This window comes from Paenibacillus sp. FSL F4-0087, assembly GCF_038020215.1.
GTDB classification, from domain to species: domain Bacteria; phylum Bacillota; class Bacilli; order Paenibacillales; family Paenibacillaceae; genus Paenibacillus; species Paenibacillus taichungensis.
In genome coordinates, this window is sequence record NZ_JBBODJ010000001.1 from 4,410,649 (window position 1) to 4,430,687 (window position 20,039).

Genomic DNA, 20,039 nt, shown 5'->3' on the forward strand with positions numbered 1-20,039 from the left:
AGGGAATGCCTTTTTTCTTATGATTTTTTGCTGAAGTCCTTCTATGCTGAGCTACTGATTATACTGAAGCACTAACCAGAGGCCATGTTCTCTGCAATCTGACGTAGGCACGCTCCGCACCGCTGCGTAGCAACTCAACCCACAATCCTTGCAGATGAACCATGAAAAAGGCGAAGGAGCTTTCAGCAGGGGGATAAGGTTTCGTTCTCTGCAAGGGAACAACAACCTGATATTGTCCAGAGTTAGCAAGGGATATGTAGAATTCCTGATCCGCCGGCTCCTTACTGAACACAGTGAACAAAATACGCTCCAATTCATCGATATAATGATTACGCAAGTCCTGAATTGGAGCTTGCAGGTGCTGAGGAGGATAAAGGAATGTTTTGAGCATATAAGAAACACTCGGTTCGCTCTCGTAACGATCGATGAAGCTGGACAAGAATTGAAAGAGCACTTCTTTGAAAGCTCCGTCAGAACGAATTTTCGTTAACTGACGGGCGAAATCCAACTCCTGTGTAAGTGAATCATGCAGTAATTCGAGATACAACGCATCTTTACTTGTGAAATATGTGTAAATAGAAGGCTTCTGTATACCGACTTGTTGTGCAATGGTTTGCAACGAAGTGCCGTCAAAGCCGTGAATGGAAAATAACATCAGGGAAGCTTGTTTGATCCGTTCCAACGTCATTGTAATCCCTCCCATCACACGTGCTATTATATTACTCTATCTGCTGACTCTACATGCTGTGCCCTATCATTCTGTCTGTGGGTTAAGCACTACCCGCACATCTCGTGTGCCCTCACTAACAGACACAATCAAACGAACAACTGAACAATCAAAGTACCATTGAACAAAATCACCTTTGTTTACAAGGCTTCATCCACTTTGGATATGCTCATGGTTGCGGGCTTCAAACGTTTAACAAGGTAGTATATGAGTCCAGCTACGAGCCATCCGGAGCCAAGCATCAACGAGGAAACATCGAGTAGCGTGATAAGATAAAATACGAATCCGGCGCCGAGTAGCGGACATAGGAAACGTACGAACATATCACGGGGAGAACGCTGTTTTTCACGAATAATATAGTGGAATATAACGGATAGATTGACGAACAGAAATGCGGTTAATGCACCAAAACTAACAAACATGATCGCTGTCTCCAGGCTGATAAACATAGCCGATAACGAGATGACACTCATGAGAACAATGTTGAACACCGGAGTTCGAAGTATAGGGTGGAGTGATGCGAATGCTCGTGGCAACAAGGACGTTTTTCCCATCACGAACATAAGACGTGTTACGGTCGTCATGGAAGACATCCCCTGGGATAGTACAGAGAATATAATGACAAAGGTGAATATCGAGGCGAGTAAAGGACCACCGATCGATTGCATGAGTTCAAAGCCTGCGGAATCGACATGATTAAACGTGAACGACGGGTACATCTGCTGAATCAGGAAAGCTGTGACGAAATACATTAGTCCTGCCAATAAAACGATGATTATGATGGCCCGAGGGATGGTTTTCCTTGGGTTCTTCGTTTCTTCGGTCATGGTCGTAATGGAATCAAAACCAAGGAACGAGAAGCATACGAGCGAAGCTCCGGCAAGAATCGTGGAAATGGGGACACCATCTTGAGTATTAAGCGGATTCCAGCCTCCGGTGATCCCGCTCTGAAATGCTCTGTATACAAGTAAGGAGCAAAAACCTGCAATGAACAGGATCTGCATGATTACGAAGATTTTGCTGACATTGGCTGATGTTTTGATCCCGATAATATTAATGATCATGACCACAAGGGTACATAACAGAATCCAGACAAAGGAAGGTATCGAGGTGAATTGTGCGTGAAGATTAATACCGAACATGAGCACGGCGATAATACAGGAGAAGAGATAATCCAACAGGATGGCCCACCCGACAAGGAAGCCGATAAATGGGTTCATGGATTTGGTTACATAGGTATACGCTGATCCCGACACGGGGAACGCCTTTGCCATCTGACCATAACTGAGCGCGGTGAACAAGATGGCTATAAATGCAAGCAAGTAAGCTGCCAGTAGCATGCCTCTGGAACCTTCATGCAACACACCGAAACTGGTGAAAAAGATCATGGGTGACATCCAGGACAGACCCATGGTCACGACGTGAGACAACGATAAGTCTCTTTTCAAAGTTAGTTTATCTGACATAGAATCTCCCCCTGATTTCGGAATGTATCGATTTTTTGCATTGGCGTTTGTCATGACACCTCACATTTAACCAAGGTTTTTTGGAAAGCACAAGCTTTTTTTTCGTGAAAAGAGGTGGAAACTCCTGAAAATATAACATGAATCCGATCGCTATATTGAAGAAAATAATTAAAATAAAAATATTCTTGTCACTTTTTTTATTGTGTGTTAGGATTGTTCACATCAACACCAACCGAATACAAAATGTTTTCTAGGGTTCCGAACGGTGGCTCACACTGTTGCCTGGTCCGAGAGAAAACGCATGGAAGTAGCCGATCTTGCTCACATCCATGTACACGGCGGGAAAAAAGCCCGGGAGAATGTACCAAATTCATTTTTGGTATTTCTCCCGGGCTTTTTTATATTTTTTTCTACTACACAGGAGGTACTGATATGACTTCAATTCGCATCCAAGCAGGTGGCAAGTGGTCAGGTTTCATTAGCCGGGGCAAGAACATTCGAATGACAGCAGCGGGGGATCGCGCTAACCTGACAACACTTCTGTTTCAGGCTTCTGATCCTTCCGAACGTTACAACATGCCGGATTCACTCAAGGCGCAACACACCGCATACCTGACATCTGGTCATGTGTTGATGAGTGATCAGGGCCGTGTCCTTGCATCCATTATCGATGACACGACGGGTTGGCATGATACGTTGTCGGGATACACAACACGTCGAAGTACGGATCGCAAATATGGAGTCACGACCTATCAGCAGGAGCGAAATGACTGGTACCGCAGCGGATATGAGAATCTGGTGGTAGAGATGTATCGACATCGGCTGACGCCTCGTGATCTCTGTACGCCGGTTAACTTTTTTTCCAAAGTGGTCTGTGAGCTGGATGGCACGATGCGATACGAATCGCAACCGACTGCAGGTACTTCGATAACGCTTCGCACGGAAATGGAACTTCTTCTCGTCGTATCCAATACACCGAATCCGCTGGACCCGGAAGGGCGTTATCCAGATTCAGTTATTGAGCTGACGTTCAGTGATGCCGAACCTGTGAAGGAAGATGATCGCTGCCTTGTTCATTGTGAGGAGAATCGGAGAGCATTTGAAAATACCTGGCAAGCACAATCGTTACTGAAAGGGGCCTATTAATATGAGCACATCAACATTTGTAGCGACCACGAGCACACGGGAACCCGCCACAGCGATCTACGACCACATCATCCAGGCAGGGGATGGATGGATTCATGATCTGGCCGCAGGCCAGGTACTCCGCATTGTCGATCTGGAAGGGAATCAGGCGGTGGATACACTCTTTTATGCTACGGAAGATCCGGGGGATCACTATAGTGCTATTCAAACGATTACTGGACAGCAAAACCTGTATCTGACGACCGGATCAGTGCTGGTTGCGGAGTCGGGTCGGGAACTGCTTCAGATTACCGCGGATACCTGTGGCAGACACGATACGATTGGTGGAGCTTGCTCGGCACAGAGCAATACCGTTCGGTACTCCCATGATACGCTGCCGATGCATAACTGCCGGGATACGTTCATGCTGATGCTGTCCAGTCGCCCGGAGTTCTCCAAACGGGATCTGGCTCCCAACGTCAATTTCTTCATGAATGTGCCGGTTACACCCGAAGGCAAGCTCACATTTGCAGATGGCGTATCGGGACCAGGGCGGTATGTGGAACTGGTGGCTCTCGCTCCTGTCACGGTGTTGATCAGCAACTGTCCACAGCTTAACAATCCATGCAATGCATACAATCCAACACCTGCACAGGTGCTGATCTGGGAAGCTGAAGGGAGCGATTCTCATGTTTAAAAAAGTGCTCATAGCCAATCGCGGAGCGATTGCCGTCAGAATCATTCGTACGTTACGTCAGATGGGAATTGCTTCTGTGGCTGTCTACACCCAAGCAGATCGCGATAGTCTGCATGTTGAACTGGCAGATGAATCCATCCTGATCGGTGATGGCCCGGCGAAGGAGAGTTATGTGAATGCCGAACTTATCCTGAACATGGCCTTGGTGGCTGGTGCTGATGCAATTCATCCGGGGTACGGATTTCTAAGTGAGAATGCGACCTTTGCGAGAGCGTGCGGAGAGCAGGGAATTACGTTTATTGGACCAACTGCGGAGCATATTGAACTGTTTGGCCTGAAACATACGGCGCGTTCCATTGCGGAACAGGCGTCTGTGCCGTTACTTCCGGGTACGGGGCTGGTGCCATCGCTGGAGGTGGCGATGGCACAGGCCGCTGCGATTGGTTATCCCGTTATGCTCAAGAGCACCGCAGGTGGCGGCGGGATCGGGATGCGCATCTGCACGGATGAACAAGCGTTGCAAGAGGCATACGATTCGGTAACCCGACTGGCCGTTGCGAATTTTAACGATGGCGGCGTGTTTCTGGAAAAGTATATCGCAAGAGCAAGACATGTCGAGGTGCAAGTCTTTGGTAATTCTTTTGGAGAAGCGGTGGCACTGGGTGAACGGGATTGTTCCGTACAACGCCGGAATCAGAAGATTATTGAAGAGACCCCGGCACCGAACCTGCCGGAAGCAACGCGAAGTGCCATGCATGAAAGCGCCAGAAGGCTAGCTGCGACAGCGGGATATCGCAGTGCGGGTACGGTCGAATTCCTGTATGACCCGGAGACAACACAGTTTTATTTCCTGGAGGTCAACACCCGGTTACAGGTGGAGCATGGGGTAACGGAAGAGGTGCTGGGCATTGATCTGGTTGAATGGATGGTTCGGGAAGCAGCCGGAGAGATGGAAAATCTGGCGGCTCTGGCTCATCAGCCGCAAGGCCACAGTTTGCAGGTGCGACTGTATGCCGAGGATTGTTTGCATGATTTTCGCCCGAGTGATGGCCGGATCGATGCTGTCGTGTGGCCCGAACATGTTCGGGTGGAAACGTGGATTCGCAGTGGTGTACAGGTGACAACCCTGTATGATCCGATGCTGGCCAAAATAATCGTGCATGCCGAATCCAGACAGGTCGCCATAGAGTGCATGATTGAAGCACTCGCTGCATTGCGAGTATACGGCATAACCACCAACCAGACTTACATTCAGACGTTTCTGGATACGCAGCCTTTTCGGGAAGGGTTGGTATATACGAACATGCTCGCTGGATTCAGTCCGGCAGAGCATGCCATTGAAGTGCTGGACGGCGGGATTCAGACTACGGTGCAGGATTATCCGGGCCGCAAAGGGTATTGGGATATCGGTGTACCGCCTTCGGGTCCGATGGACTCACTTGCGTTTCGAATCGGCAATCACCTGTTAGGTAATAATGAAGGCGCGGCGGGGCTGGAAATGACTTTGCGCGGCGGCTCCTACCGCTTCCGCGATGAAATGACTTTCTGTCTGACAGGTGCGGATATGTCTTCAACGCTGGATGGAATACCGATTCCGCTTTACACACCCACACTTGCGGCTCAGGGTTCTACTTTAGTTCTGGGTGAAGCTGTGGTAGGCATGCGGGGTTACCTGCTTGTCTCTGGGGGACTGGATATGCCGCTGACGCTGGGCAGTGCGTCAACCTTTACTCTGGGGGAGTTCGGTGGGCATACGGGCAGTGCACTGCGAACGGGAGCGGTATTGCGAGTTCATCTAGAGCGGCAGCAGGAGCAACAGCAAAGTCAGCAGCGGAATCAGGAGCAAGAGCAAGTGCAACAGTCTAAGCCAGAGGGAATGCAGCAACAAGTGCAGCAAGACCTGCAACGGAGAACTGTTTTGCAGCCGCTCTCTCTTCATCAACAACCTGAACTAACCCATACCTGGACGATTGGTGTTATTCCAGGGCCTCACTGCACGCAGGAATATCTGTTACAGGAGTATTTGGAGCAGTTGACGGAGACGGAGTGGGAAGTTCATTTTAACAGCTCACGTACAGGCGTGCGATTGATTGGACCGAAGCCGCTGTGGGCAAGGGAAGATGGCGGAGACGCCGGGCTTCATCCATCCAACATTCATGACAATGCCTATGCGGTTGGCGCACTTGATCTGACCGGAGATATGCCGATCCTCTTGGGGCCGGATGGACCGAGTCTGGGGGGATTCGTATGTCCGGTGACAACGGCGTCAGCGGAATTCTGGAAAGTCGGACAGTTGTCTCCGGGCGACAAAATAAAGTTTAAGCTGATCACGGTGGAAGAAGCCGAGCAGCTCCGGGATGCACAGCATACCTATCTCGATGCATTGATCGAGGGGGGCGAACGTCTTTCTTTGCCGAAACTGTTGGATATTTCTTCTGGCGCCTATATGCCAATTCTCGCTTACGAGGAGCAGGGACGGCGGTTCAAGATTGGTATTCGTTGCTCTGGTGACGAGAATATTCTGATTGAATATGGAGATCGGGAACTGGATCTTCTGTATCGCTTCCAGGTCTATGTGTTAATGCAAACGGTGCGTGACAGTGGACGGATACCGTTCATCGAGATGACACCGGGCATTCGCTCCTTGCAGATTCATCTGGACAGCACCCGAATGACGGTGAAGGAAGCCGCAGCGATCATTATGGAACTGGATTTGCAATTGCCCTCGCTGGATTCGATTGAAGTGCCATCCCGGATTGTGAAGCTGCCGCTGTCCTGGGATGATCCGGCCACCCAACTGGCGATTGAACGTTACCAGCAAAATGTACGCCCGGATGCGCCTTGGTGCCCCAGTAATCTGGAATTCATTCGCCGCATGAACGGACTCGGCTCGCTGGAAGAAGTCGCTGAGGTGGTATTTAACGCATCCTATCTGGTGATGGGACTGGGTGACGTATATCTAGGAGCGCCAGTAGCTGTACCGCTTGATCCGCGTCATCGTCTGGTGACGACCAAATATAATCCTGCACGCACATGGACACCGGAGAATGCGGTTGGCATTGGCGGCGCGTATCTGTGCATCTATGGCATGGAGGGACCCGGTGGATACCAGTTTGTCGGTCGTACGATCCAGATGTGGAACAAATTCAGGGAGACAGCCAACTTCCAGGAGGGTAAACCGTGGTTGCTGCGTTTCTTCGATCAGATTCAGTTCTATCCGGTATCCCAGGAGGAATTGTTGCAGATGAGAGAGGATTTCCCTCGTGGGCAGATGGTGGTTGACGTGGAAGAGACGACGTTCAATCTGGGCGAATATCTTAGCTGGCTGGAAGAGATTCAGGAACCTTCCGCACGTTTCCGGGATACACAGCAGGCTGCATTCCAGCAGGAGCGGGAGTACTGGAAGGAGCTTGGCATCGCAGAACATGTGTCCGAACCGGAAGGTGCGAGTGCGGCGGAGCAAGAGGCTTTGCCCGAAGGAAGTCTGGAAGTGAACAGTTCGATGTCCGGCAGTGTATGGAAGGTGCTTGTGGAAGTGGGTCAGAAGGTACTCCAAGGCGAAGACATTATAATAGAAGAAAGTATGAAAATGGAGTTCCCGCAAAAGGCACCGTATGACGGAATTGTCGCTTCCATCTATGTCTCATCGGGGGATCAGGTTCGTGCCGGGGACTGCATTGCAGCTATACATCCTGTAGAAGAGGTGAACGCGTCATGAGCCAATCATCTGTACCAGGGCAATTCACCGTAGCTAACTTGCAAAAGGCTTATCGCCATCGCCACTTCACCCCTCAGGATGTGATCGAGGCCATTATCCAGCGGGCAGAGCATGCCCGGGATCGTAACATCTGGATTCTGCCGCCGACCCTTGAACGGATACAGCCGTTCCTGGATCGACTGGCGCAGATGAAACCGGAGGATTGCCCGTTATGGGGCATTCCGTTTGCCATCAAAGACAATATCGAGGTAGCCAGTTGGCCGGTTACGGCGGCTTGTCCTGACTACGCTTATGTCCCGGATCGCCATGCGACCGTGGTAGAACGACTTATTGCTGCCGGTGCCATCCCGGTGGGGAAATGCAATCTGGATCAGTTCGCCACCGGACTTGTGGGCACACGCAGTCCGTATGGTGATACACATAATGCGCTTCGTCCCGAACTGATCAGCGGTGGCTCCAGTTCGGGGTCGGCCATAGCGGTAGCATCTGGTCAGGCGGCGTTTGCTCTCGGAACGGATACCGCCGGATCAGGACGTGTGCCAGCAGCGCTGAATAATCTTGTTGGATATAAGCCGGCGGTGGGTGCATGGCCTTCGGCTGGAGTCATTCCCGCTTGTCGCAGCATCGATTGCGTCACTGTATTCGCTCATGAGCTGGTCGATACACAGCGCGTGGACGAGGTGGTTCGGGGTGTGGATGTGCAAGATCCGTATTCTGTGCATCGCCCGTTGAGTCGAGGGGAGATGCCGCGTACCTTTTTGCTGCCGTCCAATGCACTGGAATTCTATGGCCCTTATGCTATAGCGTATGAAGAGGCATGGAACCGGAAGAAGGAAGCCATTCTAGCATCCGGCGTAGCTGTGAAAGAGATCGATATTGCCATGCTACAAGAAGCGGCGGCACTTCTGTACGAAGGTCCTTTGGTTGCGGAGCGCTGGTCTGATCTGGATGAATATGTGGAGGCACATGGGGAAGCGGTCTTTCCGGTTACGAAGACGGTACTGGAGTCTGGGAAAAAAGAAGCCTTTACCGCTTCAGCCTTGTTCAAGGCCCAGCATCGCTTGGCAGAGATTCGGCGGCACACCGCGACTTTGCTGGAGGATGCCGTGCTGATTCTGCCGACATGTGGGGGAACCTGGACCCGCGAGCAGGTGATCACGAATCCAATCGAAACGAACAGCAAGATGGGACTGTACACCAACCATTGCAATCTGCTTGATCTGAGTGCCGTGGCGATTCCCGCAGGCTGGGCAGAGGAAGGGCTTCCTTTTGGCATAACACTGTTTGCCGGCCCGGAAGAAGAAGCGAATATCATCGTGGCATCTGAACTTCTGCTTCAGCAGGAAGATGTCATTACGGTTGCTGTGTGCGGACTTCACCTGCGCGGAATGCCACTGGAACCCCAGATGACTGGACTCGGTGCCGTATTTCGGGAAGAGTCGCTGACGGCGCCTGTGTATGAGATGTATGCACTGCCCACCACGCCAGCCAAGCCTGGTCTTGTGCGCACAGTGACAGGCGGCTCATCCATTGAAGTCGAGCTGTGGGAGATGCCGCGCGCTTCATTTGGAGCCTTCACCGCGTCTATCCCCGCCCCGCTTGGCATCGGTCAAGTCGAGATGATCGATGGCAGAAGCGTGAGCGGATTTGTCTGTGAGGCCTACGCTGCGGAAGGTGCCGAGAAGATCAGTGACTCGGGCGGATGGAGAAAGTGGATTGAGACAAGGGTTAGAACTTGAGTGGGATTAGCGATATAAATAAATAAGGTGTCAAAAACAAGTCTTTCGGATATGATCTGAAAGACTTTTTGCTGTATGTTTAGATGGGGGAACCAAGCGGTAACTGATAGAAAAAGCGGTGCTTTGCCTGAACTTGTACGTTATGATAATAATCCAGTGATGAAAGGAACGTCTGCACGTATACGGATGGGGTTCAAGTGTGCAAGTCCCACAAACGCAATGTGAAGCGATTGAAGTGGAACAGGCCGGACTAAAAGTGAGAATGAAAAATACTGCAGAATATAGCGTTCCAGAGCAACTTCAGCAGTAGTTCGATGAAAAAAGCAATCCAAAACGAAATTTTCACGAATAGAGAAGTACATGCAGCCGATCCTGGAGGGTAAATGATTGAATGATTAAGGTTTGTGCTTGATAAAGGTATCTACCATCCAATCAAAAAATCTTTGCTTCTCTTCATAATGTGGGTAGTGAGCCGAGTTATTATAGCCAATGAATTCCTTTTGATTTCCTTCAATCTGGTCAAAAAACACCTTGGCGGCATGGGATGAAGTCATTAAGTCGTAATCTCCCATGACAAAATAAAAGGGGAGGTCCAGCTTCGTAATCAAGGATGGCAACGGACGGCTCAGGGCTTCACTTATCAGTATTTCTTGCGAATATATGATTCCTTTATTAAAACGAATGGCATCCAGCATATTATATTCATGGCTGAACGTCATTCCCAGGAAGCTGGTGTCAGGGCTGTCCATCAACCTTGATGTGCCTCCATAACGTTTAACGATATCTCGCGGCGTGAATGCCTGTCCTTGTTTGATCGGTTCATAGATCTGCTCCAACTGCTCTACATCTTCATGATTATCAGCCAACAGGGCTTGCTCCATAACGTAATTCCATCCGTCCATCTCGCTCTGTTGTGTATCTGCCATCTGCCCGATCCCAATGTAGGCTTCATATTTATCGGGTGCTCGATGCGCAGCAAGAGTTGCTATGTATGTTCCGTACGAATGACCCATCAGGATCACCTTTTTCTTCCCCAGACGTTGAGTAATATAATCCGTGACAGCCAGTGCATCCTCAACCAGCAAGTTAGCTGAGAGATTGGAATAGTCCTCGAAAAAATGATAGGATTTGCCGCCTGCTCTCTGATCATAGTTCACAATCGTAAACTGAGATTCTAGTAAATCTTGGTACTTTTTCGCGTACGGAAGTTCAGATGCACCCGGTCCACCGTGTAAATACAGGATAACTGGGTTGTCCAGATTCTGTCCTCTGATCATGATTTCATGTCCCGTGCCGTTGATTATAACTTGTTCCAATGCATGAATAGGGTTTGTTCCTTTTATTTTTGGCGTCCATGTTGGAAAGTAAAGAACTGCGAGTGATAGGGTTAGAGTCGTAACACCAAGCCACAAACCTGTTTTTTTCATTTTGTTCATAGGATATGTCTCCTCTGGTTCAATGTCTTGAAGTGATTATTGTTCATAAATTCATAACTCTATCTTACGTGATTCGTCATTGATTCAAATCGTACGCCAGATTGAATTTGTTCTCCTTCTCAGGTTGGACATAAAAGACCTCACTAATGCCTATGATGAGCGCGCTGATCCCAATCTCTTGATTGAGTATGGACTTATAACCGTCATTCATGAACCTTTTGGAGATGGCTCCTAGGGTACTTCCGCATATAATGGAAAAACAATTGATCAATATACCAAGCATGATTTCAATCCTGAATTCACCAAACTGAGTTTAGAACATCGTCGACTTCTTTGATTCTTGTGACAGAAGGTGTTTGAATTAGATTTCCTTTGACCATGACCATAGAGATGTCTGACAAGGCCTCAATATGTTCCAGCGGATTTTGCTCCATGAGAATCAGATCGGCATGTTTTCCGATATCCACCGTTCCTGTCACATCGTCAACTCCGAGGATTTTTGCATTGGTTCGAGTCACCATGTCGATGACCTGTTTGTTGTTCAGGTTGGTCTGTCTCATGTAGTGATCCATCTCTCTCCACATATCATAGTGAGTCACATAAGGCATAGCGGCATCAGTGCCGATACCAATGGTGATGCCGTTTTCGATCGCTTGTTTTACACCTTTGAGCATGGAATCGTAGACCAGTCTGGAATTCTCTTTTACCGTTGCACTTGCCTTCGTTACGCTGGTATCCAGTGAAGCCGATGGATAAGCGGCTTGCAGGGTGGGGATGAGTGCGGTGTAACCATTCAGGGCATTAGGATTATTTTTGTACAAACGAATGATTTCGTCATCCATCTCCGAACCGTGCTCAATGGTATCGACGCCACCCTTCAACGCAACCCGTACGCCTTCCGTGCTCTCTACATGGGCTGCCACCCGCAGGCCTATCTTATGCGCTTCATCACAGATCGCCGCAACTTCCTCCACTGTCATCTGTAAACGACCAGCTTCGCCCACCATTTTCGCATCCGTCACGCCACCCGTCACACAGATTTTGATCAAATCCACACCGTGTTTCACATTCAGACGTACATTTTTCCGTGCTTCCCACGGGGAATCGCCCACCAGAGCGAGGAATGGGGCACCATGTCCGCCCGTGACACTTAGGAAAAATCCGGAGACAAGCAGATTAGGGCCGACAAATTCACCGTTGTTAATCTCATCCCGCAGAAGGACGTCCGTGTAAAAGAATTCCCCTACACTGCGCATCGTTGTCACACCCGCATGGAGTGCAGTCAGCGCATTGCGTTTCATTCGTTTTTTCAAAACGTTTCTGCCAAACTTTGTGTTCAATATCCGATTATAGGCAAACTGCAACATGCCTTCACTAACCGAGAGACTGAACGGTTTACCGTCTGCAAAGAGGTGCACGTGGGCGTTGATCAGTCCAGGCATTACGTATTTTCCTGAGAGGTCGATTGTTGTGTAGTGACTAGGGATAAGCAGTTCGTTATCTTGGCTTATATTCTGAATAAGTCCTTGTTCATTGACGAGAATCGTCATGTTTTTTTGCAGATTGCGGTTCAGATCACCGTGGATCAGATTGACGTTTTTTAATGCGTAAGCGGTGTTCATGTTGTGTTCCTCCTTAGAATGTGGGGGTGAAGCTATATAAGTTGAATGATGGGTATGTACACTTGTCACTCCGATGACAGAACAACCTTCGGATCGATGTTATCCCCAGATTTTTTTGATACCCTCTTATTAGGGGGGAATCCGGTGATAGCTTATGCTTCCGATGTAGCTTTCTTTCAGAAAGCTTTCAGGCGAACGCTTCGCTTCCTCTGGTTATTTCTGTCCTCTCCGTTATCGTGTAAATGTAGGTTCAACTTAAATAGTTTGGTAAATGGTAGATACTTGACTTAAAAATGAATTATAAATTCATTTTTAAGTCAAAAAAATAGAGTGTCTTAATGTTAGAGATTTTTTCACGTGCAAACCAAGTGAAGTGGATCTGATCTGCACGCTTTGTCTAACCAGCAAAGATGGAGCGTTATTCGTTGAGACTCTTCATACCGTACAGTCTGTATACATACAACGCTTCGAAAATTTGCTTCCGGCTGTCCTCGCTCATATCCCGCTTCAATAGATCCAGGTTCATGTCGATCACGTTGTGCGCGAGGATGTTCAGTAAGATCAAATTCTCTTCGGTTCCGATCTCATATCGTTTATATTGATTTTTGAGATACGCCTTCTTGGTTTCGATCATCAGCTCAACAAGCTCATTTTTGGCGTTGGTGTAGATGGTACCTTTATTCTTTTCAAAGATGATGACAATCTGATTCCGGTATTTACGTAGTACATCTACCTGTTCCTGCAACAGCGCCGACTTTCGCTCGCTATCCGTTTCCTCGAACAGGGTCTGGTTATCAAAGTGAATCGTCTCCACTAGCACATTTTTCAGATAATCCACCAGATCCGGCGGCACGACAGCGTAGAATAGTTCTTTCTTGTTCTTAAAATAAGTATAGATATTGCCCACGGAAATATTGATTTCATCCGCGATATCGCTCATCTTGGCATCCACATAGCCCTTTTCAAAAAAGACTTTTAGCGCCGCATATTCAATCTCTTTCTTGACTTCGTCTTTCTTGGCTTGCACCATCGGGAACGACTCCTTAATAGTGAATAGGTGGTTCGTTATTAGGATAGACTTTTGTGAGGGGGATGTCAATGAGGGTGAGAAAAGATTTTAATTTGACTGAAACTACAAATTTATCAGAGAAATTTAATCAGCTAACACATACTTATATACTTCTTATTACTGCTTAGTACTTAATTCGTTATACTTTTTTAAATGTTATGCTGTTCCACTTGTATATATCTCACTTTGAATTTAAGATATTTATATAGACTTACTACAACAATAACTTAAGTGAAGTCTATACGGTTGTGATATTTCTAATTAGAAGAGGTGAAGATCGTGGACGCCATTGAGAATGAGTACTATTATGATGGAATCAAATTCTTGGAATATACAAACTTCAAAATTTTTAGATCTGTTATAGAGGAAAGTACAGGGCACAAAGGCATTGAGGATAATTTCACTGATTACTATTCTAATTTATTGAACACTTACGGTAACGATCCTATAACGCTAGTAAATATAAAAGAACTTTTTTTTGAACACATTGTTTATGGCCGTTTGACTAATATTTATCTATATAAAATGAGCACGTCTGCATTCACAAAACAATTCTTTCTAAAAAGAGTCTCCTTATTAATTGATGAGTTTAAAACTAATTTATCAAATTCCATACATAAGTATCTATCTAGAGAAGGTTTTTATTTAATGGATTCTATTAATGTTTCTAAATCTGGTGCAAATTTCATAGCAGGTTACGATTATGATTGCAAAGGGGAAAATGTAATTTCTGCCAGGTTCTTATTAGGGAGAAATGTTTTCAAGAAAAATAGCGATAAGAGTGAGTTTTTATTAGGAGCAGTTGAAATAAATTTCGAGGAAGGAACATTTACAATATATACAAAGAATCCTGTTGGATTAACACAAAATGGGGAAAAAGAAGATGAGATTGAAGACGAGTCCAGTTATTCAATTTCTAATTATCATAGATTCCTTAAGGATAAAGTTTCTGAATTACTTAACATCTCAATTATGCCAACTTCTTCTGATAAAGATCAGAAAGGAATGTATAATTTTTGTAAGTCACTTTTTGATCAATTAGTAGAAGAGCCAAAGAAACTGGTTTTTGATAATATGAATGTATTAATTGGTAAAAAAGTGAAACAACTAATAAAAAAAATAGCGGAATTAGGTGAAAAACCTACAACGAATGAAATTAGAGCCTTAGAAAGAAAGATGGAAGCACTATTGCTTGGTGTTTATGTGAGTACCAACATGGATGAAAATTCATTAAGACTTAAAGCTAGAGAGTTGTCTTTATTAGGGTATCCATTGAGGATAAATTACAAGAATTCTAGAACTAATAGGAGTTCTACTGGAACCTCTACCGTAAAAAAACCGATTGCTAGTTCAGATACTCTGTATAGTTTATTAACTGACTTTGAGAGTACAAGAAAATTAAATAAATGGTCAATGGCATGGTTTTACGATTTAAAAGATGAGTCAGACGATGATGCTATACAAACTGCTATAGAATCTAATAAAACTTGTTTAAAAGTCACTTTGATTGCTACGAGACATCACAATAAGGAGATTTTACACCATGTCATTAGGAACGTTAATAAATATCGTTAGTACAGAAAGTGATGAGAGTTCTGAGGATGTGCTTACTTGTCTTAACAAGATAATTGATGAATTTGGAACAAACCCCTTTAATGACGATGATATAAAAAAAGAAGTATCTAATGTCGGTGTATTATTATGTGAAAAACTTTATTCAGAGGGGCTGTTACAGGTTTCCTTTTCATATTCTTGTAACGATTTGGATGAAGAAACAGAGAGTCTATCTCATAATTGTAAATATTGTGGGGAGTTGCTTCATGAATCCATTCAATATCATGATGTAACTAGAACATATAAATTCTCAAGAATAACTTATAATGAGATACTCAAATATAATTCCATTCTTAAAGAGAACAAATATTTCATGCCGGAACTTTATCGTAATTATGATAATCTAGTTAACGAAATAGATAGTGTGGTTCCTTTCCTGGGATCAGGAATCTCAATGCCTTTTAATTTGCCTAATTGGGAGGGGCTTTTACGTGGGCTAGAGGAGTTTCTTTCTGAGGAATTCCATAAAAAATATTATAATGAACTTATCTCTGAAGGTTCATATTTTGAGGCGTTTGATTTATTACTGGATAAATCCGTTAATATTTCAAACGAAGATCAATTAAAGGACGAAATTGTACAAGTTATATCACAAGCTAATATGAATATTGCTGATGACGAACATAATATTTCTGATTTAATAAAATTGAACTCTCACTATTATATATCAACAAATTATGATCTTATTTTTGAGCATTATCTAACTAGTGAGGATGGCTATAATACACCAGTTTGCATGGATGAAATTGGGAATTTGAGAAACATGTCTACTACGGGCAATAAAGTTATTCATTTACATGGTCATATAAACAGAAAGTCAAGTATGGTAGTTACAAAAAAAGATTATTCAAAACTTTATAGCAAAAAAGGAATACTTGTACAGTTAGCCGCAATTTTAGGGAATAAATCATTGCTTTTTATAGGGTTTTCTTTTAAAGATAAATTCTTCAATGATATATACGACACTTTAGTGAATATTTTAAAAACGCATCATTATCTTGTATTGTTCAACCCTAGTTTACAAGAGATTCGAGAATTAAATAAAAAGAATATCAAAGTAATTGGGCTTAGAGTTAACGATGGTGATTATATAGATGCCATAAGGACATTGATTAATTTTGTCGTTAGAGAGAATAATTGATTTTTAAATTACCCTATTATTCAAGGCTTATTATCTCCCTTATATCATCAATATCCAATGCTTCTGCAATCCGCTCAATATGAGCAAAGTTGATATTCTCTCGCTTCCCAGACTGCAACTCACTTAACGCAGCGTGTCGGATATCAGACAATCGTGCCAGTTCGCGCAGTGAGATATTATGTTTTTCCGTGAGTTTATGAATATTAACAACGACTTTCTTTGCCATGCTAAATCACTCCTAAATTTTCCATATGGTCTTGACGTTACGCATGAGCGTACCATATACTTTTTGTATAACTGGTACTCTTATGCGTACCAATTTTAGGAGTGGTGACATGACCAGTACCAAAAGCGAAGACCTCGCTTTACAGTACGCACAACTTATCCAACAAGAAGACGATTACGTGAGCCAACTGGTCACATGCAACAAACTCATATTAGACGCCATGGACATCATCGCGAAGCAAGCAGGTGTGCTTGAGATGGATACCGTGAAACAGGCTGCATATCACCTACACGCCATGGAACAGGATCTAAACCGAAAGTTATTTGAAGTCCGACTGGAGAAGAGCATCTTGGCAAATCAAATGAGCCAGTCTACATAAACCACCTTAACTAAAGGACAGTGCAGGATCACACAAGATGATCTTGAACTGTCTTTTGTCTTTCTATCCAAATGATTTTCGCTTCCAATTAAGCATTGACTTTCCCCAGAAATCCCCCTACACTTCAATTATTAAAACACTTTTAAAAACATTCATTGAATGGTTCGAAATGAACGAAAGGAGGCATACAACTAACTATGCTACCCACATCACACAACACCCAGCAGGTAAAACGAATCAACGTTGAGCTGGTGAAGAATACACTCCGATCCATGGGCGTAGGCACAAAAGCTTCCATTGCGAACTTGACCAAACTCAGCGTAGCGACATGCGGCACGATCCTGAACGAATTACTGCAAACGGGTGAAATTATTGATCTGGGCCCGGATGAATCGAGTGGGGGTAGACCTGCCAGTCGGTATCAATTCAATGCGGACTACGCAAGCGTACTGTGCCTGATTATTCGAACGGAGGGCGGCATTCACTCGATCACACATACATATGCCAATCTGAACGGAGAGATGGCTGACGAACAGACACTCTTTTTAGATGAGATTAATGTTCCGGTGGTAGAGGCTCTGATTGCAAACCTGATCGAACACCACAATGTGCAGGCGATTGGTATTGGCATACCTGGGGTGGCGCACAACGGCGTGATTGGAATTTGCGATGTACCGGAGCTGATGTATCAGCCGCTCGGGCCAAGGCTTAAGGAGCAGTATGAGGACGTGGAAGTGGTCATTGGCAACGACATGAACTTGACGGTCTACGGACTTTACAACCAGCAGCAATTTGAGGAAGAGAAGAACTTCGCGGTGGTGACGTTTCCGGAGAATCATTTTCCGGGTGCAGGCTTTATCATTGATGGTCGTCCGCTGACGGGGAACACGCAATTTGGGGGCGAGGTGTCCTTTTTACCTTTTGGCGTGTCACGGGAAGAACAGCTGCGCATGTTGAAAACGACGGAAGGATTGCAGGAACTCGTCACAAAGACGCTGATCTCCATCATTGCGATTATTAACCCGGCAGCGATTGTCGTTACGGGCGATACAATGGACCCGGCTATGCGGGATGACCTGTTACAAGGCTGTCGGGATCACCTGATCCCACAGGAGCATATGCCGGAGTTGATCATCCAAAGAGACACTCGGCACGAATATGTGACTGGGCTGGTCGCAGTGACGCTGGAGAGCCTGACCTACCGCATTCAGGTCATTGAGAAGCAGTGGTAAAGCTTAATCATGTTTCCTATTTCAAATGTACAAATCATTGACACGATAACGGAGATGGCAGAACCAATCTGAAGAACGCCTTTATCACTGTATTTTCACTTTTAGGAACGATTCAAAAAAATACAGGGATAACAGCGGTCGGAAGATGGTACTGCAATCGTAGTTATAACGTGCAATCATTTTTCTGAACACACTGGAGGAACTTATTTTGAATCAGCAAGCAGGTACAGAAGGAAACAAGAAAAAGTTCAACAAACTGTATGCCATGCAACTGGCAACAATCTTTCTTGGATTTATCGTATTCGGCATATCGGAAAATATTAAGGGACCGGCCATTCCGCGCATTCAATTCGACTTCAATTTGGATGAGAAACAGCTCGGAACATTGTTGTCCCTGAATGCACTGGGGTACCTGATCGCCTGCTCCTTCACCGCCATCCTGGTACGCAAATGGGGCATTAAGGCGGTTAGCATCATTTCGTTTGCATCGATGATTCTCTCGGGTGTGTTCATTTACGTATCTCATACATATCCACTTTTTGCTTCATCTTACTTCTTCATGTACATCGGAAACGGCATGCTGGAGATTGCGCTGGCGATTCTGGGGGCGCGGATCTTTGTGAAAAACACAGGTACGATGATGAACCTCTCCCATTTCTTCTATGGGCTGAGTTCAACGGTAGCGCCTTTGCTGGCGACAGGTGTGATGTCATTGCATGTGTTTGGTCACGAACTGGACTGGCGCGGGATGTATCTGGTGATGTTGTCACTCTGTCTACTGCCGATTATTGCGGCGCTGCGCAGCAAATTTCCGGGGGATGATCTTCCTCATGAAGATCGGACTTCACTCAAGACGTTAACACGTGATCCAGCCATCTGGCTGATGGTGCTTATTCTTTCTTTTGGCGTGGTATCCGAACTGGCGGTTGGAGGTTGGCTTGTTAACTTTCTGGAGAAAGCTTACACGTGGGACACGGTCAAAGCATCTGGGCTGCTGTCTGCGTTCTTCCTCAGCTTCTCGTTGGGCAGACTGTTGCTAGGGCCGCTTACGGACCGGATCGGATTCGTATTGTCGCTCATTTTGTTCTCTGCTTTCTCGGCGGTATGCACATTCATCGCTATTGCAGGCGGAGAGGGGCTGGCATTTTTCTTTGCTGTATCAGGAGCGGGTATTGCGATGATCTATCCAACAGTCATGGCTTTTATCGCACGCAGATATCCAAACGGCAGTGACACTGCGATTACGTTCACAGTTACCCTGATGGGGATTGGTAGTGTCATCGGTAACTATGTAATTGGTTGGGTAATTGAAGGCGTGAAGAATGCGTATGGTCCAACCACTCAGCTTGGGTTATTGCGCGGGCTTCAAGCAGGGTACGGATTCATCGGCCTATGCGCTGTGATCTGTGCGGCATCTGGAGTGGTGTTGTATGTGTATTTGAAGCGGAAGCAGGAACTGATTTAGCTATCATTTTTCCATTACAGAAATCAGAGAATGAACTTAACAAATAAAGGATGAACTGACGAAGTTTCTTTAAGCAAGCGGTAAAAGATAGGAAATATACATTAAGGGCAGGTACTTCGGTATCCTGCTCTTTTTAGCTGCTATGCCCTTAATCTATCATATGTTTCAAATAAATGAGTTGTAGTTCTTTCGTAGCGTAAAAAAAAAGTAGGATTCACGATAGAGTGTGTAAATTCAGTGTTGAAGTCCTATTTTTTTGAAGTTTCACAGAACTATATGAGAATATTTTTTGCGCATATAGGAACGAAACTGACAAATACTTCGACAAGATAGAAAAATATGTACGAATTGACAAGTATAAAAGTGATTATATAATGTGTGTA

Annotated in this window: 16 protein-coding genes, 1 pseudogene and 1 riboswitch; of the genes and pseudogenes, 10 read left to right on the forward strand and 7 right to left on the reverse strand. The window is 45.6% G+C overall.

The window, feature by feature from the left end; translation table 11 throughout:
- Positions 1 to 58: 58 nt before the first annotated feature.
- Both MHB84_RS20295 and MHB84_RS20300 read right to left on the reverse strand, forming a co-directional pair.
- Entirely contained in the window at positions 59 to 688 is a 630-nt protein-coding gene (locus tag MHB84_RS20295; RefSeq protein ID WP_076287879.1) for a TetR/AcrR family transcriptional regulator, read from the reverse strand.
- A 179-nt stretch (positions 689 to 867) separates the two neighbouring features.
- Positions 868 to 2,193, reverse strand: a complete 1,326-nt coding sequence (locus MHB84_RS20300; protein ID WP_076287880.1) for an APC family permease — start codon at positions 2,191 to 2,193, stop codon at positions 868 to 870.
- A 239-nt stretch (positions 2,194 to 2,432) separates the two neighbouring features.
- A riboswitch (guanidine-I (ykkC/yxkD leader) is annotated at positions 2,433 to 2,553 on the forward strand.
- A gap of 72 nt (positions 2,554 to 2,625) precedes the next feature.
- Between MHB84_RS20300 and MHB84_RS20305 the strand changes: the two genes are divergently transcribed.
- The 5 genes and pseudogenes from MHB84_RS20305 to MHB84_RS20325 all read left to right on the forward strand — a co-directional run.
- Complete coding sequence (locus MHB84_RS20305) at positions 2,626 to 3,339, forward strand: urea amidolyase associated protein UAAP1 (RefSeq protein ID WP_076287881.1); 714 nt, start codon at positions 2,626 to 2,628, stop codon at positions 3,337 to 3,339.
- A 1-nt stretch (position 3,340) separates the two neighbouring features.
- Complete coding sequence (locus tag MHB84_RS20310; protein WP_076287882.1) at positions 3,341 to 4,015, forward strand: urea amidolyase associated protein UAAP2; 675 nt, start codon at positions 3,341 to 3,343, stop codon at positions 4,013 to 4,015.
- A complete protein-coding gene (gene uca, locus MHB84_RS20315) occupies positions 4,008 to 7,733 on the forward strand; it encodes an urea carboxylase (RefSeq protein WP_076287883.1) in 3,726 nt (1,241 codons plus the stop codon). The genes MHB84_RS20310 and uca overlap by 8 nt, the downstream gene beginning before the upstream one ends.
- Complete coding sequence (locus MHB84_RS20320; RefSeq protein WP_076287884.1) at positions 7,730 to 9,472, forward strand: allophanate hydrolase; 1,743 nt, start codon at positions 7,730 to 7,732, stop codon at positions 9,470 to 9,472. Before uca ends, MHB84_RS20320 begins: the two co-directional genes overlap by 4 nt.
- 223 nt (positions 9,473 to 9,695) lie before the next feature.
- Positions 9,696 to 9,859 (forward strand): annotated as a pseudogene (locus MHB84_RS20325) (hypothetical protein); the annotation flags it as partial.
- 8 nt (positions 9,860 to 9,867) lie between these two features.
- Here MHB84_RS20325 and MHB84_RS20330 read toward each other — a convergent pair.
- From MHB84_RS20330 to MHB84_RS20340, 4 genes are all read right to left on the reverse strand, one after another.
- Positions 9,868 to 10,908 carry an alpha/beta fold hydrolase gene (locus MHB84_RS20330; protein ID WP_076287885.1) on the reverse strand — a complete coding sequence of 347 codons (1,041 nt, stop codon included), beginning with the start codon at positions 10,906 to 10,908 and terminating at the stop codon, positions 9,868 to 9,870.
- A gap of 76 nt (positions 10,909 to 10,984) precedes the next feature.
- On the reverse strand, positions 10,985 to 11,191 hold the full coding sequence (locus MHB84_RS31430) for a DUF554 family protein (RefSeq protein WP_076287886.1): 207 nt from the start codon (positions 11,189 to 11,191) through the stop codon (positions 10,985 to 10,987).
- Between the two features lie 16 nt (positions 11,192 to 11,207).
- Positions 11,208 to 12,530: a metal-dependent hydrolase family protein gene (locus MHB84_RS20335; RefSeq protein WP_076287887.1), complete on the reverse strand. Its 1,323-nt coding sequence runs from the start codon at positions 12,528 to 12,530 to the stop codon at positions 11,208 to 11,210.
- A gap of 418 nt (positions 12,531 to 12,948) precedes the next feature.
- Entirely contained in the window at positions 12,949 to 13,560 is a 612-nt protein-coding gene (locus MHB84_RS20340) for a TetR/AcrR family transcriptional regulator (RefSeq protein ID WP_076287888.1), read from the reverse strand.
- Between the two features lie 318 nt (positions 13,561 to 13,878).
- On the opposite strand from MHB84_RS20340, the gene MHB84_RS20345 reads away from it, so the two are divergent.
- Entirely contained in the window at positions 13,879 to 15,174 is a 1,296-nt protein-coding gene (locus tag MHB84_RS20345; protein WP_076287889.1) for a hypothetical protein, read from the forward strand.
- Positions 15,143 to 16,354, forward strand: coding sequence for an SIR2 family NAD-dependent protein deacylase (locus tag MHB84_RS20350; RefSeq protein WP_076287890.1), 1,212 nt, complete (start codon positions 15,143 to 15,145; stop codon positions 16,352 to 16,354). The genes MHB84_RS20345 and MHB84_RS20350 overlap by 32 nt, the downstream gene beginning before the upstream one ends.
- Positions 16,355 to 16,370: 16 nt before the next feature.
- On the opposite strand, the gene MHB84_RS20355 is transcribed toward MHB84_RS20350, so the two are convergent.
- Positions 16,371 to 16,580, reverse strand: a complete 210-nt coding sequence (locus tag MHB84_RS20355; protein ID WP_076287891.1) for a helix-turn-helix domain-containing protein — start codon at positions 16,578 to 16,580, stop codon at positions 16,371 to 16,373.
- Positions 16,581 to 16,689: 109 nt separating this feature from the next.
- Here MHB84_RS20355 and MHB84_RS20360 point away from each other — a divergent pair, with 109 nt between their 5' ends.
- The 3 genes from MHB84_RS20360 to MHB84_RS20370 all read left to right on the forward strand — a co-directional run bounded on the left by MHB84_RS20360 (position 16,690) and on the right by MHB84_RS20370 (position 19,656).
- Positions 16,690 to 16,959 (forward strand): hypothetical protein, encoded by a 270-nt coding sequence (locus MHB84_RS20360; protein WP_076287892.1) that lies wholly within the window; start codon positions 16,690 to 16,692, stop codon positions 16,957 to 16,959.
- Between the two features lie 197 nt (positions 16,960 to 17,156).
- The gene (locus tag MHB84_RS20365; RefSeq protein WP_076287893.1) at positions 17,157 to 18,191 is read left to right on the forward strand and encodes an ROK family protein; all 1,035 of its coding nucleotides are present in this window, start codon (positions 17,157 to 17,159) and stop codon (positions 18,189 to 18,191) included.
- Positions 18,192 to 18,456: 265 nt separating this feature from the next.
- Positions 18,457 to 19,656, forward strand: coding sequence for an MFS transporter (locus tag MHB84_RS20370; protein ID WP_076288270.1), 1,200 nt, complete (start codon positions 18,457 to 18,459; stop codon positions 19,654 to 19,656).
- Positions 19,657 to 20,039: the final 383 nt, after the last annotated feature.

Bases quoted from the DNA above. Each gene is read 5' to 3' on its own strand.
- MHB84_RS20295 (WP_076287879.1), bottom strand. From the start codon at position 688: ATGACGTTGGAACGGATCAAACAAGCTTCCCTGATGTTATTTTCCATT.
- MHB84_RS20300 (WP_076287880.1), bottom strand. From the start codon at position 2,193: ATGTCAGATAAACTAACTTTGAAAAGAGACTTATCGTTGTCTCACGTC.
- MHB84_RS20305 (WP_076287881.1), top strand. From the start codon at position 2,626: ATGACTTCAATTCGCATCCAAGCAGGTGGCAAGTGGTCAGGTTTCATT.
- MHB84_RS20310 (WP_076287882.1), top strand. From the start codon at position 3,341: ATGAGCACATCAACATTTGTAGCGACCACGAGCACACGGGAACCCGCC.
- uca (WP_076287883.1), top strand. From the start codon at position 4,008: ATGTTTAAAAAAGTGCTCATAGCCAATCGCGGAGCGATTGCCGTCAGA.
- MHB84_RS20320 (WP_076287884.1), top strand. From the start codon at position 7,730: ATGAGCCAATCATCTGTACCAGGGCAATTCACCGTAGCTAACTTGCAA.
- MHB84_RS20330 (WP_076287885.1), bottom strand. From the start codon at position 10,908: ATGAACAAAATGAAAAAAACAGGTTTGTGGCTTGGTGTTACGACTCTA.
- MHB84_RS31430 (WP_076287886.1), bottom strand. From the start codon at position 11,191: ATGCTTGGTATATTGATCAATTGTTTTTCCATTATATGCGGAAGTACC.
- MHB84_RS20335 (WP_076287887.1), bottom strand. From the start codon at position 12,530: ATGAACACCGCTTACGCATTAAAAAACGTCAATCTGATCCACGGTGAT.
- MHB84_RS20340 (WP_076287888.1), bottom strand. From the start codon at position 13,560: ATGGTGCAAGCCAAGAAAGACGAAGTCAAGAAAGAGATTGAATATGCG.
- MHB84_RS20350 (WP_076287890.1), top strand. From the start codon at position 15,143: ATGTCATTAGGAACGTTAATAAATATCGTTAGTACAGAAAGTGATGAG.
- MHB84_RS20355 (WP_076287891.1), bottom strand. From the start codon at position 16,580: ATGGCAAAGAAAGTCGTTGTTAATATTCATAAACTCACGGAAAAACAT.
- MHB84_RS20360 (WP_076287892.1), top strand. From the start codon at position 16,690: ATGACCAGTACCAAAAGCGAAGACCTCGCTTTACAGTACGCACAACTT.
- MHB84_RS20365 (WP_076287893.1), top strand. From the start codon at position 17,157: ATGCTACCCACATCACACAACACCCAGCAGGTAAAACGAATCAACGTT.
- MHB84_RS20370 (WP_076288270.1), top strand. From the start codon at position 18,457: ATGCAACTGGCAACAATCTTTCTTGGATTTATCGTATTCGGCATATCG.